Consider the following 14,805-nt stretch of genomic DNA (forward strand, 5'->3'; position numbering starts at 1 on the left):
CTGCGCCTAAACACATTTCGGGGAGAACCAGCTAGCTCCTGGTTCGATTGGCATTTCACCCCTAACCACAACTCATCCGCTGATTTTTCAACATCAGTCGGTGCGGACCTCCACTTGGTGTTACCCAAGCTTCATCCTGGCCATGGTTAGATCACCAGGGTTCGGGTCTATAAACACTGATTATCGCCCTTTTCAGACTCGGTTTCCCTTTGGCTCCAGCATTCTCGCTTTAACCTACCAGTGCCTATAAGTCGCCGGCTCATTCTTCAACAGGCACGCGGTCAGACTTTTAAATAGTCCTCCCACTGCTTGTAAGCTAACGGTTTCATGTTCTATTTCACTCCCCTTCCGGGGTTCTTTTCACCTTTCCCTCGCGGTACTGGTTCACTATCGGTCACACAGTAGTATTTAGCCTTACGAGGTGGTCCTCGCTGATTCACATGGGATTCCTCGTGCCCCATGCTACTCGGGATTCAGCTACTATCCTTGAGTTTTCAACTACAGGACTTTCACCTTCTTTGGTGCAGTATTTAGCTGCTTCGTTTAACCGCCAGATTCGATATTGCTGTCCCACTACCCCAATCGGTAAACCAATTGGTTTAGGCTCTTCCCCTTTCGCTCACCACTACTTAGGGAATCTCTGTTTTGATTTCTCTTCCTCCAGCTACTAAGATGTTTCAATTCGCTGGGTTGGCTCTCTCCTGCCTATATATTCAGCAGGTAGTATATAGGGTTGCCCCATTCGGAAATCTCCGGCTCAATGTTTGCTTCCAACTCCCCGGAGCATATCGTCGGTAACCACGTCCTTCGTCGCCTCTGTGTGCCTAGGTATCCACCGTTAGCCCTTATTAGCTTGACCACTCAATTCATTTGGTGTTTCACAATTTGCATTCACAAATAGTTAGTTCTGCTTACCCCCTGACTTCGCACTGACTTTAATCAGCACTCTAACCCGAGGCACTCAGTACTCTCAATGTCTGTGTCTGCCTGCTAATTTCGCGTTTCTATGCAGTTTTCAAGGTTCTGGCTGAGATTCAACTCAGCAGTCTGACACGAGTGTCATGTTGCTGAACTCTCACTCTTTTTTTCAATGGCAATCGCCACAGGTGGAGGTTAGCGGACTCGAACCGCTGACATCCTGCTTGCAAAGCAGGCGCTCTACCAACTGAGCTAAACCCCCAGATACAATTAAAAATTAAAAATTGATAATTAAAAATTAAAGAAGTTATCTGAAATTTTTAATTTTTAATTTTACATCTTTAATTGATTCAGGTGGGCCATCCTGGACTCGAACCAGGGACCTCACCCTTATCAGGGGTGCGCTCTAACCACCTGAGCTAATAGCCCCTAAACGAACCAAATCATAGTTTGAAAGCTTTTTATATTTTGCTCATGTCTGCGACCGACCTAAGGAATGACCAACTTACTATCTATTTAACTGTATGTTTTTCGATATGTAAGGGGTGTAGGTCTCCCTAAAAAGGAGGTGATCCAGCCACACCTTCCGGTACGGCTACCTTGTTACGACTTCACCCCAGTCACCAGTCCTGCCTTAGGCATCCTCCTCCACGAATGGTTGGAGTAATGACTTCGGGCACTACCAGCTTCCATGGTGTGACGGGCGGTGTGTACAAGGCCCGGGAACGAATTCACTGCAGTATGCTGACCTGCAATTACTAGCGATTCCTCCTTCACGCAGGCGAGTTGCAGCCTGCGATCTGAACTGAGCTCCGGTTTACGGGATTTGCTTGCATTCGCATGCTTGCTGCCCTCTGTCCGGAGCATTGTAGTACGTGTGTAGCCCAAGGCGTAAGGGGCATGCTGACTTGACGTCATCCCCACCTTCCTCCGGTTTGTCACCGGCAGTCTCTCTAGAGTGCCCAACTTAATGCTGGCAACTAAAAACGAGGGTTGCGCTCGTTGCGGGACTTAACCCAACATCTCACGACACGAGCTGACGACAGCCATGCACCACCTGTGTTCGCGCTCCCGAAGGCACTCTTCCCTTTCAAGAAGATTCGCGACATGTCAAGCCTTGGTAAGGTTCTTCGCGTTGCATCGAATTAAACCACATACTCCACCGCTTGTGCGGCTCCCCCGTCAATTCCTTTGAGTTTCACCGTTGCCGGCGTACTCCCCAGGCGGGATACTTAACGCGTTAGCTACGGCACGGCTCGGGTCGATACAAGCCACGCCTAGTATCCATCGTTTACGGCTAGGACTACTGGGGTATCTAATCCCATTCGCTCCCCTAGCTTTCGTCCCTCAGTGTCAGTTACGCCTAGCAGAGCGCCTTCGCCACTCGGTGTTCTTCCTGATCTCTACGCATTTCACCGCTACACCAGGAATTCCCTCTGCCCCGAACGTACTCTAGCTATGTAGTTTCCACTGCTCTTATCTAGTTGAGCTAGACTCTTTAACAGCAGACTTACATTGCCACCTGCGGACGCTTTACGCCCAATCATTCCGGATAACGCTTGCATCCTCCGTATTACCGCGGCTGCTGGCACGGAGTTAGCCGATGCTTATTCCTCAGGTACCGTCATTGTGTTCTTCCCTGAGAAAAGAGGTTTACGACCCAAGAGCCTTCCTCCCTCACGCGGTATTGCTCCGTCAGGCTTTCGCCCATTGCGGAAAATTCCCCACTGCTGCCTCCCGTAGGAGTCTGGGGCGTGTCTCAGTCCCAGTGTGGCTGATCGTCCTCTCAGACCAGCTACTGATCGTCGCCTTGGGAGTCCATTACACTTCCAACTAGCTAATCAGACGCGAGCTCATCTCTAGGCAGTTAACCTTTCACCTCTCGGCACATCCGGTATTAGCCACCGTTTCCAGTGGTTGTCCCAGACCTAGAGCCAGATTCTCACGCGTTACTCACCCGTCCGCCACTGTGTCCGAAGACACCGTTCGACTTGCATGTGTTAAGCATACCGCCAGCGTTCATCCTGAGCCAGGATCAAACTCTCCGTTTTGAAGTGTTTGCTTTATTAGCTCAATACTCAGCTGCTCTTTTTTAACTTCAGCTTAGTTATTTTTATTTGCTTGACGCAATACACTTGCTGTATAATTGCTTTCAAACTATAATATTTTCAAGGTTCGGTATCCCTTGTCGCGGTCGCTTTTAAGCTCTCCGCTTCAGGCACTTATTCAATATAGCTAACACACCCCCTTGTGTCAACTATTTTCTCCAAAATTCTTTTGGACTGCTTTTCTATCGCCATCAAAGCCTTAGAGTTTAAGAGTTTTAAGCTATAGTATTCCTGGAAGTTACTAAGGAAGCAATATATTTGTGAGCAGTTCTGGTGTTTTACCGCCTTGGCTGGTTTTAGATCCTCTTTTGCGTGGCTGGTTGTTGGAGGATATTGGCCGGGGCGATCGCACAACAAATACGTTATTAGTAGAAGATGTGACGCTAGGCTCGGCTAAATGGATAGCTAAAGCTTCAGGGATAATTGCTGGCTTATCGGTTGCAGCTAGGGTGTTTCAGATTTTGAATGAAAAAGTCAGCTTTGCGGCGGTTGCGGCTGAAGGTGCATGGTGTGAGCCGGGACAGGTGGTAGCTGAAATTCATGGTTCGCTGGATGCGCTACTGATGGGAGAACGAGTTGCTCTCAATTTGGCTATGCGGTTGAGTGGGATTGCTACGCTCACTAATATATATATAGAGAAAATTGCTGATTTACCTGCTCAGTTGGTGGATACGCGTAAAACTACACCAGGATTGAGACTGTTGGAAAAGTATGCGACTGCTGTGGGTGGAGCGATTAATCACCGTATGGGATTGGATGATGCAGTGATGATTAAGGATAATCACATTGCGGCGGCAGGTGGAATTGAAAAAGCAGTTACCCGTATTCGTTCTCAAATACCTTATCCCTTGACAATAGAGGTAGAGACTGAAAGTTTAGAGCAGGTGAAAGAAGCTTTGAAGCACAACGTTGACATTATTATGTTAGATAATATGCCTGTGGATATGATGCGTGAGGCGGTGCGGTTGATTCGCGAGCGTGATAGCCGTGTGAAAGTAGAGGCTTCAGGGAATGTGACTTTAGAGACGATTCGCAGTGTGGCAGAGACTGGTGTTGACTATATTTCTAGCAGTGCGCCGATTACTCAGTCGAAGTGGTTGGATTTGAGTATGAGGATTGCACTTTAGATAAGTAAGATGAATTATTTTATTACAAAGTTTGTATAGTCTTGGGTTTTTGAAGGATAAAATTTCACTAAAAAAATAAGAGTGTTGAAAGTTTTGAACCCGGGGACTGTTCGAGTTCTGTTTAGGAGATTGTTGTGGTGAACCCTGTAACAAAGGGGTCTTTGTAGATCAAGTTGTGACGGTCTACCACTTCTTCTAAGATACAAGGTTAGGTTTTGTTCCTGATGCTGTTGGCAAAATATAACTTTATACTTTAAAGTACCAAAAAACCTGATTTTTTCGTAGCTTGGTTTGGCTAAGGAAAACCAATATTTTTAGAAATGACAGGTTTATCGTTGAATTACAATATTAAGAAATAATTCGCCAATAGCATCAGGAATGAAATCCAACCTACCCTTAGAATTTTCGTAGCTTATAAAGCAAGCTTTTTTTTAATTTCCTCAGCCAAATCTACCAGTAACACTTCTACTTGCTCACCTGTTTTCAAATTTTTCAGGGAAGACTTTTGTGTTGCTGCTTCCTCAGAACCAATAATTACACAAAATTGAATTCCTTGTTTATCGGCTAGCTGAAATTGTTTACCCAAGGGACGCTTATCAAAGTTAGTGATAACATTAATTCCACATTGACGCAGATGTTGCGAAACTTTTAAATAAGTTGGCATTAAATCTTCTTGCATATTCACTACCATCACCTGGGCTGGTGTAGAGGCTAAGGTACTAAGAATACCAGCTTTTAACAATCGACTAATTAAGCGAGTTAAACCAATAGAAATGCCTACACCAGGCATTTTTTCACCCAAGAATACCTCAACTAATTCTTCATATCTCCCGCCAGAACAGATGCTACCTAAAGCTTCATGTCCTAATAAGGTTGTTTCGTAAACTGTACCAGTATAGTAATCAAGACCACGTGCAATGGATAAATCAATACAGAAACGATTCTCAGACACTCCGAGATTACGCACGCCTGTAATTACCGTTTCTAATTCGCTAATCCCCAGGCTTAATTGCTCGGTTTCTGGCAGGTTTTGTGTGAGATGCTTAAGTTTAGTTAATACTTCATCAACAGAACCATCAATTTTAATAAAATCAATAATTTTTTGAGTCTGTTCCCCTGAAATTTCCTCTTTTTCTAATTCTTGTTTTACTTTATTTTCACCAATTTTTTCTAAATTATCAACAATACCAATACACGATTTAATTTTATCTTCAGTAATTCCTACTGACTTAAAAAAACCTGTAAGAACTTTACGATTATTGATGCGAATCAAAAAATCACCAATATTTATTGCTTCAAATATCTCAGTTATAATTGCAGGCATTTGAGCATCATAGAGCAAGCTGAGTTCACGACGAGCAACTACGTCAATATCACACTGGCGGAACTGACGAAAACGCCCATCTTTCGCGCGTTCTCCTCGAAAAACCACATCCATTTGATAGCGGGCAAAAGGAAAGGTTAACTCATTCAGGTGACGGGCAATATAAGCTGCTAAAGGAACTGTTTGATCAAACTTTAATGCTCTTGCTTCTGAACCCATTTCGCCCGATTTATCTCTCTCAGCTTGTCGATTTGGTGGCAGAATGGGGTCAATGCCATAAATGATATTATCGCCTTGATTTCCTTTAGCTTGTAGCACTTCTAAACGTTCTACAGCAGGTGTTTCTATGGGCGTAAATCCATAGCTTTCAAAAACTCTACGAATGATATCTAGCAAATATAATTCTAGACGCTTTTCATTAGGCAGAAATTCTGGAAAACCACTAGGAGTAGAAAAGTTTATTTTGTCACCTTTTGCCATGCGTGTACCTTACTAAGATTTAAATTTGAGATGAAAGCCTAACCATTTGAAGCTGTAGCTACACAAACAAAGTCCGCCTGGACGGACTAGAGAATAATGATTGATGATTTCTGAAAACAGAAATTACTATTTTAGCCGTTCTTCTTGAATTAGGGTGCGTTGAAAGATTTTATTATTCTTAAACCAATGCCAAGTGCGGGCACGATTATTGCTGTCAGGACTAATGTAGATCATTTCGTATAAACTCATTTCTGGGTTTGTTTTATAACTAAACCACAACATCACAACAGAATCATCAATTTCCCAGGCTTTTCCTTGGATGCGCTCGGTGTCAAACCAGAGTTTATTATCTTTATAACTTCCTGGAAATTCATACTCTTCTTGTTTCCCATCAGACCATTTGTAGCGATTAATTTGGTAGTAGGGATGAGGGCCATTTTCTGGAAATTGACAGGTTAAGTGAGACTCATAACTGTCGAGAATTTTTCCTGTTGTATCAATTAATGTATAAGTTCCTACCCAATCTCCCTCGTGACGGGCAAGTACGGGCATTCCTTCTCGAAGATTAGACATTGTAATTCACCTCTCAAAAACTTTGGGTAAGGGATACAACACAAGCGAACTACATACATTTACCGTTGGGGTAAGTAAGTGACAGACTCAAACTGCAAGCTCACTTTAGGTTGTAGCAGGACGCAAATCATTAGCCATTTCTGTTAATGGTGTTTGAGTCAGACTAAGTTCCACGCCGCAAAGCTTATTATATAATGCTATATGTAGTACTAACAATTCGATTTAGCACTCTGCTTTTCTAGCTTGTATGGACTAATTTTTGAATTCTACACACAACCAATTGTCCACTAATTATGCAAGTTAAATTTAGAATTGGTACAAAATTGAAATGGTGCGTTACGCTTAAAACCGTAACGCACCATATTTAATATTTACCAATTTTCTCTTACTTATTAGTAAATACCACTTTCTCGATTGAGTTGTTCATCATGCTTGGCAATGACCCAAATTGCATGAATACTGCCGGGTAGCCAGCCTAGAACTGTGAGCAAAATATTGATAAACAATGTAGGGCCAATTCCAACTGTCAGGAAAACGCCTAAAGGAGGCACTAACAAACCTAGAAGATAACGAACTAATTTCATGATTTTGCTGTATTTTTGTGATTTTGTTTAGAGGCTGTCTGAAGATGCCGATTTAGTAAATCCACCTTCGGATATTTTTTATGGAGTAGAAAAGTGATGAAATTACTATTTCTACCCCTTTTAATATTTATCTAGAAGGTAATTCATTTTGGCTTTTTACATCACCTCTGCTGGTTAAAAGGTTTCTTTCAACGAAGTAGTTGTTAATGAAGGTGTTAGCAAAAGTTAGAATCACTGGACCAAGAAGGAAACCAATAATCCCACTGACTGAGAAACCAGGAACTAGAACTGCTGCTAACCAAAAACACAAACCGTTGACGACGAGCGAGAATGCTCCAAATGATAGAAAGTTAAGTGGTAGGGAGAGAGCAGACAAAACTGGTTTAACTGAACCGTTAATTAAACCAATTACTAAAGCAGCAATCAAAGCTGCGGGAAAATTAGCAATATTAACGCCTGGAACAACTAAATCAACAATCAACAGGCTCAAAGCTGTAGCTAGGGCGGTTAATAATGGTGTCAACATTTTTTTGACCTAATTTTTTTTGTTTGTAACTTCTTATCTCATCTTTAACTATGTGCCAGACTTTCACCTCTCTTGCAAGATAGAATTTCTTTCTACCATTAGGTCTATTATTGACAAAACTATAGTGGTTATCATATTGATATGCCCCTACTGTGATACCATGTTTTCAAGGATGCGTTAATTTTTTTGTTTAATGCACCTACGAATTTAAGATTAATTTAATCAGATTTTCCAGACTCAGGCTTATGGTAAAGGGCTGACTTATATAAGACTTGTTCTTGATGGGTTTCTAAAGTGCAATTAGACAAGGGGTAAGTTACACAAGTAACAACATAACCAGCTTGTATTTCACTTGGGCGCAGAAATTTTTGCTCGCTTTGATTAACTTCACCGCTAATTAGTTTGGCAATACAAGCAGAACATTCACCTTGTTTACACCCAGATGGTAGACGGATACCAGCTTCTTCTGCTATATCCAGAATATATTGATCGTCTGGTACTTGAATGGTGCGATTTAACCCAAGCGTAGGATTGATGAATCGAACTTGATAAACTACCATCTGCTGTTTCTAATTATTGTTTAACTGTTTTCATCGACAAACTAATCCGCTTCAGCTTTTCGTTAATTTCTAACACCTGTACTTTAACTACTTGTCCGACTTTGACAACTTTATTGGGATCGTCTACAAATCTATCAGTAAGTTGGGATATATGCACTAAGCCATCTTGATGTACACCGATATCGACAAAAGCCCCAAAGTTGGCGACGTTTGTCACGATTCCTTCTAGTTCCATTCCCACCTTTAAGTCTCTGATTTCCTTAATTCCTTCTTTGAAGGTGGCATACTTAAACTCAGCACGGGGATCTCTACCTGGTTTTTCTAGTTCGCTGAGGATGTCGCGCAGTGTAGGTTCGCCGACGCTATCGGTAACATATTTCTTCAGGTTAGTCTTTTTGAGTTTTTCGGCAATTTGTGTGACCTGATTTAATGGCACATTTAGATCGGATGCGATCGCTTCTACTACAGAATAACTCTCTGGATGTACTGCTGTATTATCCAATGGGTTGTCACCGCCGCGAATCCGCAGAAAACCTGCTGCTTGTTCAAAAGCCTTCGGCCCCAGCTTCGGGACTTTCAATAATTGGCGGCGATTTTTAAAGGCTCCATTCTGGTTACGATAGGCGACAATGTTATTGGCAACTGTTGCCGTAATCCCAGAAACGGATGTCAGAAGTTCTTTGGAGGCGGTGTTCAAGTCTACGCCGACATAGTTAACGCAGCTTTCTACAGTATCATCCAATTTTTTTTTCAACAACTTTTGATCGATATCGTGCTGATATTGTCCGACACCAATGGATTTGGGATCGATTTTCACTAGTTCGGCCAAAGGGTCTTGCAAACGGCGGCCGATGCTAATAGCACCGCGCACGGTAATATCTAAATCAGGAAACTCTTCTAGCGCTACAGTACTCGCAGAATATATGGATGCGCCGGACTCATTCACCATTACCTTAACAGGTTTGCGTTCTATTGTTTGCAATACTTGCGTCACAAATTCTTCTGTCTCACGGGAAGCTGTACCGTTACCAATGGCGATTAACTCAATTTTATACTTTTCAATCAAATTTTTGACAGTTTGTGCAGCTTTAGCACGTTGTTCAGCCGCTTGGTGGGGAAAAACCGCTTGGTATTCCAAAAATTTCCCTGTTTGGTCGAGGACTGCAACTTTACATCCAGTTCTGAATCCAGGGTCTATCGCCAAGGTTGGTTTCATTCCGGCTGGTGCAGACAGCAACAACTCTCGCAGATTAGTTTCAAATGTCTTGATTGACTCTATATCTGCGTAGATTTTTTTCTCAGAAATTACCTCTCCTATTAGAGAGACTTTCATCAAACGGTTAAATGCATCCTTCAACATCGCCTGATAAAAATCACGAATTGGCCGAACTTTGGTTTTAATTTCTTTCGACTCAAGATAGTAAAGTACTATATCTTCATCAAAAGCGATTTCAAAGCTTAATATTTTTTCGGTTTCACCCCGACACAATGCCAGCATATTGTGGGGTGCAATATTTTTTACCCTAATTTGATAGTTACGGTACATCTCAAATTTGGTTGTACCTTCGGGATAATCATCTTTGATGCGGGAGACAAATACCCCTTCTTCTAAAAGATAATTGCGGATATATGACCGTAATTCAGCTTTTTCAGCGACTTCTTCCGCTAAAATATCAGCAGCACCTTTAAGCGCCTCTTCTGCTGTTTTGACTCCCGTGGTTTCAGAAATATACTTAGCTGCTTCTTCTTCCAATGAAACTGTTGCAGCATTTTTGATATTTAGCGACTTGATGAATTCCGTCAGTGGTTCGAGTCCTTTTTCTCTGGCGATAGTGGCGCGGGTGCGACGCTTTGGTCGATAGGGTAAGTATAAATCCTCAAGCTCAGTTTTTTGTAAGCAGGATGAGATTTTGGCTTTGAGTTCATCTGTAAGTTTACCTTGTTGGGCGATCGCACTTAAAATTACCGATTTTCGTTCTTCCAGTTCTGTTAAATAAGTATATCGATCAGCCAGTTCACGTAGTTGCACTTCATTCATTTCATCGGTGCGCTCTTTACGATAACGTGCAATAAAGGGAATTGTTGCACCCTCCGCCAAAAGTTCCAGCGCGTTTTGCACCTGATGAGATTTGAGGTTTATTTCAGTCGCCAGTAGTTGATGAATGTTCAGCATTAGGTGTGTAAAATGCAAAAAAATAAAAATGCTACTTCTAAAGGTAATATGCTAGATCCTTATCCTGGCGCAAGGCCAAAGTTTTAAGCTAATTTACCAGATGATTGCTCACAAGAGTACAAGCCGAAGAGACAAAATCCACCTACGTAAGTAAGTTTTAAACCCTATTAATCCGCGTAGATGAAGGAGAGTTTGCATAGCATAGCGCAGCTATCCTGAGTCGGGAGAGAGTTAGAACAAGCATCTTTAAGAAACTTGTATAAGTATACACTTAAATGTTGCTACGTATAGTGTCTTAATATCCCTACCTTGAAAGCTTGTTACACTCAGTATCTACCACAAATGAAGGAGTTATTCGCCAAGCTTTTGGGTGCTTCATCTATCGCAATAATTATTCAAATTGGTATAAGATATAATGTTGCGTAATCTTGATTTTTTCTAATATTTATTTCGTTCGACTGTTGTGTCTACAACCTTATTGAATGTAAAATTGACCACAATTACCAAAACAATTTGTTTTATAAGCACAATAAATAACTTTTCATTCAGAGGTTTGCTAAGATGCCTTTGTTTTTCTTGATACCACTGTGTACTGCTTTAGCCACAGGCTACTTGTTTAAAAAGAGTACTGATGAAATTGCATATCTTGCAGGTGTATTCGCAGCTATTAGCTTGATTTTAAGTCTAATATTGGCACCCTGGCAGATTCAGTTTGGATTGTTAATCGCTGTCTTAATCATTACGAACAGACTTTTGCAGAAAAGTGAGTTCAAACAAACTGAAGTTACAGGAAAACAACCTAGAGGAATTAAATAATCTCAACCAGAACAAAATATTTTTTCTCAACTTTAAACTGCTAAAAATTATAACGAAACTAACCCAGTAGTGTCCTTAAAAACAAAACTTGGAAAATTTTTGGTGAAAAGCCCCTCAATATGTGTATAATTCTGACCACTTATTGAAACTGTACTGTATTTATTATTTCCTAGTATCATAAGTGACCTGGGGGGTTCTGAGATGTATAAAATTTAATATCTTCCTTCGGGGATAATATAAAAAATAATTCAGACTATCAGTATTCATCTATGGTGTGTGCTGTATTTAACCATTTATTTAATGTGCTATAATATACAGGCTATTGTCTGCACTGTTGTTCAAGGTTAATTCTGTTTTCTCAAGCTCTTTGCTTTACACTTCTATAGTCTGATATGAAATCGCTACTTCTGTGAGTTTACTGGCCAGAAAGGGCTTTATAAACATACAAATAAAAATTCATAATATATATGGGAAAATTTCAATTTTATAAAGTTTTTGTTTAAGTATATTTTCTGTAAATGAATTTTTGATGAAGTGTGCCGATAAATTTGCAACACCCTTTTCTCGTGGTATTCTAGTAAGTGATTATATGTAACAATAAATTTTGAGTAAAGCTCTAGTTAAAATTACATATAATTAAGAACAATCTAAACAAGCCTAAGACTAAATGTAAAACATCTCAAATCTGCTTAAATTAACGTAAGCTGCGAGTTAATCGCCAAACGCTAGTTTACATTAGCCGTTAGTCTCGTGAAAAACTCCCTTTGGACATTAAGTAAAATCCCCACAGACCAGTAAAGCACATTACTTGAGACTGATTCATCTCTCTATTTTCCGCAGCCAAGCAGACTTCTATTACTCATTGTGTTCCTATGTCCAAAAAGACTACGTATACACACCAAAGCTGAGTACAAGTTTTTATTAGTCGGCTTAGTTACCAGCCGAGGTTAGAGATATGTATGTAAGCTTGGAGACTGACGAAGCCCTCAATTTTAGCATATCTGCATCACCTATGACATAGATGTTGCGATCACACTACAAAGTACTCTGGAAGCATAGCTGGCTGATACGGAAGCCTTCTGCAATTCACAGTTGGGTAAAGCCAAACTGGAAATACAACTATAAGCAACTTGACTCCGACAATACCGGATGCTGCAATAATATAGCAACCGTTTTACAAGCTGTATAGTATTTAGCTGCTAACTCTTGGACACAGCTTTCGATGATCATTTTGATATCAGTCCCTTTAAAATAGCCTTCTTAATGTTGTTGTCTATTTTATGAAGTGGAAGTCGAATTGCACAGAAAGTATGACCGAAATCAGAAACGTCCAAAACAATAGGCTGTTTACTGGCCGGTTCATACCTACTATCTCGATTGAGGGAAATGTACGATGAAATCTATATTGGAAATTTCAAACGTTAAAATAATTCCCTATATTATATTGTTTGTCAGTATTTTATTTAGTATTTCTGGGCAATTGCTCATGAAATATACCATGAGCCATACGGATGAGGGAATATTGGATTGGGTATTTCTTCAAAAATTAGTATTAGCTGTTAGTGTTTATTGCTTGGGAATAGTCAATTGGATACTGGCTTTGCGATCGGTAAAATTGAGTATTGCTTATCCACTGACTAGTTTAAATTATGTCGGAATACTTTTCGGCTCACACTACTTTTTTAATGAGGTGATTACACTAACTAGAATTGCAGGAGTAATCACTATTTTTCTAGGTATTCTTTTAGTTGTTATCCCCCTTAAAAAGTCTATATAAATTTTATCTATAGTAAATTCTACGAAAACGATTGAAAAATGAACATTATTACTTGGCTGCTTTTAATGATTGTAGTTTTATTCGGAACCACAGCTAACGTATCCCTAAAATATGGACTTTATGTTTCTAACCCTACTAAGGGAGCTAGCCCATCTATTATAAATCTTTTATTGTCTCGGTATTTTTTAATCTGGTTTGTCTGCTATACATTTATGACTATATTGTGGCTCTATGTATTGCGAACAGTTCCTTTAAGTCAAGCATTTCCAGTTCTAGGACTAATGTATGCACTAATACCGATTGCTTCTCACTATCTTTTAAAAGAGCAGGTTGTATTGAGTCAATGGATAGGAATATCAATTATTATAACTGGTGTAATTCTGGTTGTGAACTGATAGCTTAAAAAGCAACTATTGAGTTTGTTAATAATTTAAGAGTCTGTGAAGTAAGATATCAAAAATCTCGCTACAAAAATCTAAATAAAATTTTATGAATATAGGAATTATTGGCGGAGGCATAACTGGTCTAGTATTAGCCCAACGTCTTGCACATCAAGGACATATAGTAACTGTCTTTGATAGTAACAAACAGCTTGGTGGGCTGACCACCTATCATGATTATGGGTTGTTTACTTGGGATCGCTTTTATCACGTTATCCTACCTTCTGATACTCATTTAATAAATTTTATTAGAGATATTGGTCTTGGAGACAAGCTGCGTTGGCATCGAAGTCTAACAGGATTCTATGACAATAAGAAATTTTATTCTATCAGTAATACTATAGAATTTCTCCGTTTTCCTCTATTTGGACTTATAGGTAAAATTAGATTAGCCTTTACTCTCCTCTATGGTTCGCGCCTTAATAATTGGCGGCGCTTAGAGAAAATTTTGGTGGAAGATTGGCTATTAAAACTCGGTGGTAAAAGCACATACGAAAAGCTTTGGAAACCTTTACTTCTATCTAAACTAGGAGAAAACTATAAGAGAATATCAGCAGTTTTTATTTGGGCTTATATCAAACGGCTATTTTCAGCGCGTGATTCTTCATTGAATAAAGAACAACTTGGTTATGTTTCAGGCGGTTACAAAACTGTTTTTGACCATATAGAAAAATTAATTTACGCGGCTGGAGGTCATATTCGCACAGGAGTTGCAGTAGAATATATCGCACCTGATTCAGGGGGTGGAATGTGGGTAGAATTTCAGGGAAAAAAGGAACATTTTGATAAAGTTATTTTTACTGGCCCAGTTAATATTTTGCAACAGGTTGCTGCTGATGAACTAGTGAAAGTTTCAGATACTGGTGAAACAGTAGAATACCTGGGTGTAATTTGCATGGTATTAATTACTCGCAAGGCTTTAGTTCCTTATTACGTAGTAAATATCGCTGATAGAACTATTCCTTTTACCGGAGTCATTGGTATGAGCAATTTAGTTTCTTTGCAAGAAACAGCAGGATATCACATGACATTTCTACCAAAATATATTCTTTCTACTGACCCATTGTTAAAACAACCAGATGAGGAATTGCGGCAGATATTTTTCCAGGGTATACGTTTGATGTTTCCAGAACTCAAGTCAGACGACATTGTAGCAGCACACATAAATCGAGCTATTAAAGTCCAGCCATTACAAGTTCTAAATTATTCCAGCCTTGTTCCCCAAGTGAGCACCGAAAATAATGATTTTTTCGTCGTCAATACCTCACAGTTGGTCAATGATAGCGTCAACAATAATGCAGTTGTGAGACAGGTCGATGAATTTCTTAAGAAATCAACATTGCTAAATTCTTGAAATTTGATTAATTGGATTTTATTTTAAAAATCACAGGAGATATTT

Annotated in this window: 11 protein-coding genes, 2 tRNA genes and 2 rRNA genes (1 of these 15 only partly in view); 5 read left to right on the plus strand and 10 right to left on the minus strand. The window is 40.0% G+C overall.

Annotation, left to right across the window (positions count from 1 at the left end):
* From FBB35_RS03060 to FBB35_RS03075, 4 genes are all read right to left on the minus strand, one after another.
* A 23S ribosomal RNA gene (locus FBB35_RS03060) occupies positions 1-859 on the minus strand (it extends 2,036 nt beyond the left edge of the window).
* A 248-nt stretch (positions 860-1,107) separates the two neighbouring features.
* Positions 1,108-1,180: transfer RNA gene (locus FBB35_RS03065), tRNA-Ala, on the minus strand.
* Between the two features lie 93 nt (positions 1,181-1,273).
* A tRNA-Ile gene (locus FBB35_RS03070) sits at positions 1,274-1,347 on the minus strand.
* A 132-nt stretch (positions 1,348-1,479) separates the two neighbouring features.
* Positions 1,480-2,969, minus strand: a 16S ribosomal RNA gene (locus tag FBB35_RS03075).
* The 16S and 23S rRNA genes sit together here with 2 tRNA genes alongside, the layout of an rRNA operon.
* 317 nt (positions 2,970-3,286) lie before the next feature.
* Between FBB35_RS03075 and nadC the strand changes: the two genes are divergently transcribed.
* Entirely contained in the window at positions 3,287-4,153 is an 867-nt protein-coding gene (nadC, locus tag FBB35_RS03080) for a carboxylating nicotinate-nucleotide diphosphorylase (protein WP_174708424.1), read from the plus strand.
* Positions 4,154-4,565: 412 nt separating this feature from the next.
* On the opposite strand, the gene hisS is transcribed toward nadC, so the two are convergent.
* The 6 genes from hisS to FBB35_RS03110 all read right to left on the minus strand — a co-directional run bounded on the left by hisS (position 4,566) and on the right by FBB35_RS03110 (position 10,373).
* Positions 4,566-5,957 (minus strand): histidine--tRNA ligase, encoded by a 1,392-nt coding sequence (gene hisS, locus FBB35_RS03085; RefSeq protein WP_174708425.1) that lies wholly within the window; start codon positions 5,955-5,957, stop codon positions 4,566-4,568.
* A 126-nt stretch (positions 5,958-6,083) separates the two neighbouring features.
* Entirely contained in the window at positions 6,084-6,530 is a 447-nt protein-coding gene (locus tag FBB35_RS03090; RefSeq protein ID WP_174708426.1) for a DUF3598 family protein, read from the minus strand.
* 392 nt (positions 6,531-6,922) lie between these two features.
* The gene (locus FBB35_RS03095) at positions 6,923-7,114 is read right to left on the minus strand and encodes a YqaE/Pmp3 family membrane protein (RefSeq protein WP_114080493.1); all 192 of its coding nucleotides are present in this window, start codon (positions 7,112-7,114) and stop codon (positions 6,923-6,925) included.
* 127 nt (positions 7,115-7,241) lie between these two features.
* Positions 7,242-7,640: a phage holin family protein gene (locus FBB35_RS03100; protein WP_174708427.1), complete on the minus strand. Its 399-nt coding sequence runs from the start codon at positions 7,638-7,640 to the stop codon at positions 7,242-7,244.
* A 218-nt stretch (positions 7,641-7,858) separates the two neighbouring features.
* Positions 7,859-8,200: a 2Fe-2S iron-sulfur cluster-binding protein gene (locus tag FBB35_RS03105; protein ID WP_174708428.1), complete on the minus strand. Its 342-nt coding sequence runs from the start codon at positions 8,198-8,200 to the stop codon at positions 7,859-7,861.
* A gap of 13 nt (positions 8,201-8,213) precedes the next feature.
* Positions 8,214-10,373, minus strand: a complete 2,160-nt coding sequence (locus FBB35_RS03110; protein ID WP_174708429.1) for a Tex family protein — start codon at positions 10,371-10,373, stop codon at positions 8,214-8,216.
* Between the two features lie 561 nt (positions 10,374-10,934).
* Between FBB35_RS03110 and FBB35_RS03115 the strand changes: the two genes are divergently transcribed.
* The 4 genes from FBB35_RS03115 (at position 10,935) to FBB35_RS03130 (ending at position 14,760) form a co-directional block, all read left to right on the plus strand.
* Entirely contained in the window at positions 10,935-11,189 is a 255-nt protein-coding gene (locus FBB35_RS03115) for a hypothetical protein (RefSeq protein ID WP_174708430.1), read from the plus strand.
* 1,393 nt (positions 11,190-12,582) lie between these two features.
* Positions 12,583-12,966: an EamA family transporter gene (locus FBB35_RS03120; protein WP_174708431.1), complete on the plus strand. Its 384-nt coding sequence runs from the start codon at positions 12,583-12,585 to the stop codon at positions 12,964-12,966.
* 65 nt (positions 12,967-13,031) lie between these two features.
* The gene (locus FBB35_RS35345; RefSeq protein ID WP_302480974.1) at positions 13,032-13,361 is read left to right on the plus strand and encodes an EamA family transporter; all 330 of its coding nucleotides are present in this window, start codon (positions 13,032-13,034) and stop codon (positions 13,359-13,361) included.
* Between the two features lie 94 nt (positions 13,362-13,455).
* Positions 13,456-14,760, plus strand: coding sequence for an NAD(P)/FAD-dependent oxidoreductase (locus FBB35_RS03130; RefSeq protein ID WP_174708433.1), 1,305 nt, complete (start codon positions 13,456-13,458; stop codon positions 14,758-14,760).
* The last annotated feature ends 45 nt before the right edge of the window (positions 14,761-14,805 follow it).

Origin of the sequence: Nostoc sp. TCL240-02 (genome assembly GCF_013343235.1) — a bacterium.
GTDB lineage: Bacteria > Cyanobacteriota > Cyanobacteriia > Cyanobacteriales > Nostocaceae > Nostoc.

What these genes read in the sequence shown, in the direction of transcription:
- FBB35_RS03115 (WP_174708430.1), top strand. Translation starts at nt 10,935, where the DNA reads ATGCCTTTGTTTTTCTTGATACCACTGTGTACTGCTTTAGCCACAGGC.
- hisS (WP_174708425.1), bottom strand. Translation starts at nt 5,957, where the DNA reads ATGGCAAAAGGTGACAAAATAAACTTTTCTACTCCTAGTGGTTTTCCA.
- FBB35_RS03100 (WP_174708427.1), bottom strand. Translation starts at nt 7,640, where the DNA reads ATGTTGACACCATTATTAACCGCCCTAGCTACAGCTTTGAGCCTGTTG.
- FBB35_RS03095 (WP_114080493.1), bottom strand. Translation starts at nt 7,114, where the DNA reads ATGAAATTAGTTCGTTATCTTCTAGGTTTGTTAGTGCCTCCTTTAGGC.
- FBB35_RS35345 (WP_302480974.1), top strand. Translation starts at nt 13,032, where the DNA reads ATGATTGTAGTTTTATTCGGAACCACAGCTAACGTATCCCTAAAATAT.
- FBB35_RS03090 (WP_174708426.1), bottom strand. Translation starts at nt 6,530, where the DNA reads ATGTCTAATCTTCGAGAAGGAATGCCCGTACTTGCCCGTCACGAGGGA.
- FBB35_RS03120 (WP_174708431.1), top strand. Translation starts at nt 12,583, where the DNA reads ATGAAATCTATATTGGAAATTTCAAACGTTAAAATAATTCCCTATATT.
- FBB35_RS03105 (WP_174708428.1), bottom strand. Translation starts at nt 8,200, where the DNA reads ATGGTAGTTTATCAAGTTCGATTCATCAATCCTACGCTTGGGTTAAAT.
- FBB35_RS03130 (WP_174708433.1), top strand. Translation starts at nt 13,456, where the DNA reads ATGAATATAGGAATTATTGGCGGAGGCATAACTGGTCTAGTATTAGCC.
- FBB35_RS03110 (WP_174708429.1), bottom strand. Translation starts at nt 10,373, where the DNA reads ATGCTGAACATTCATCAACTACTGGCGACTGAAATAAACCTCAAATCT.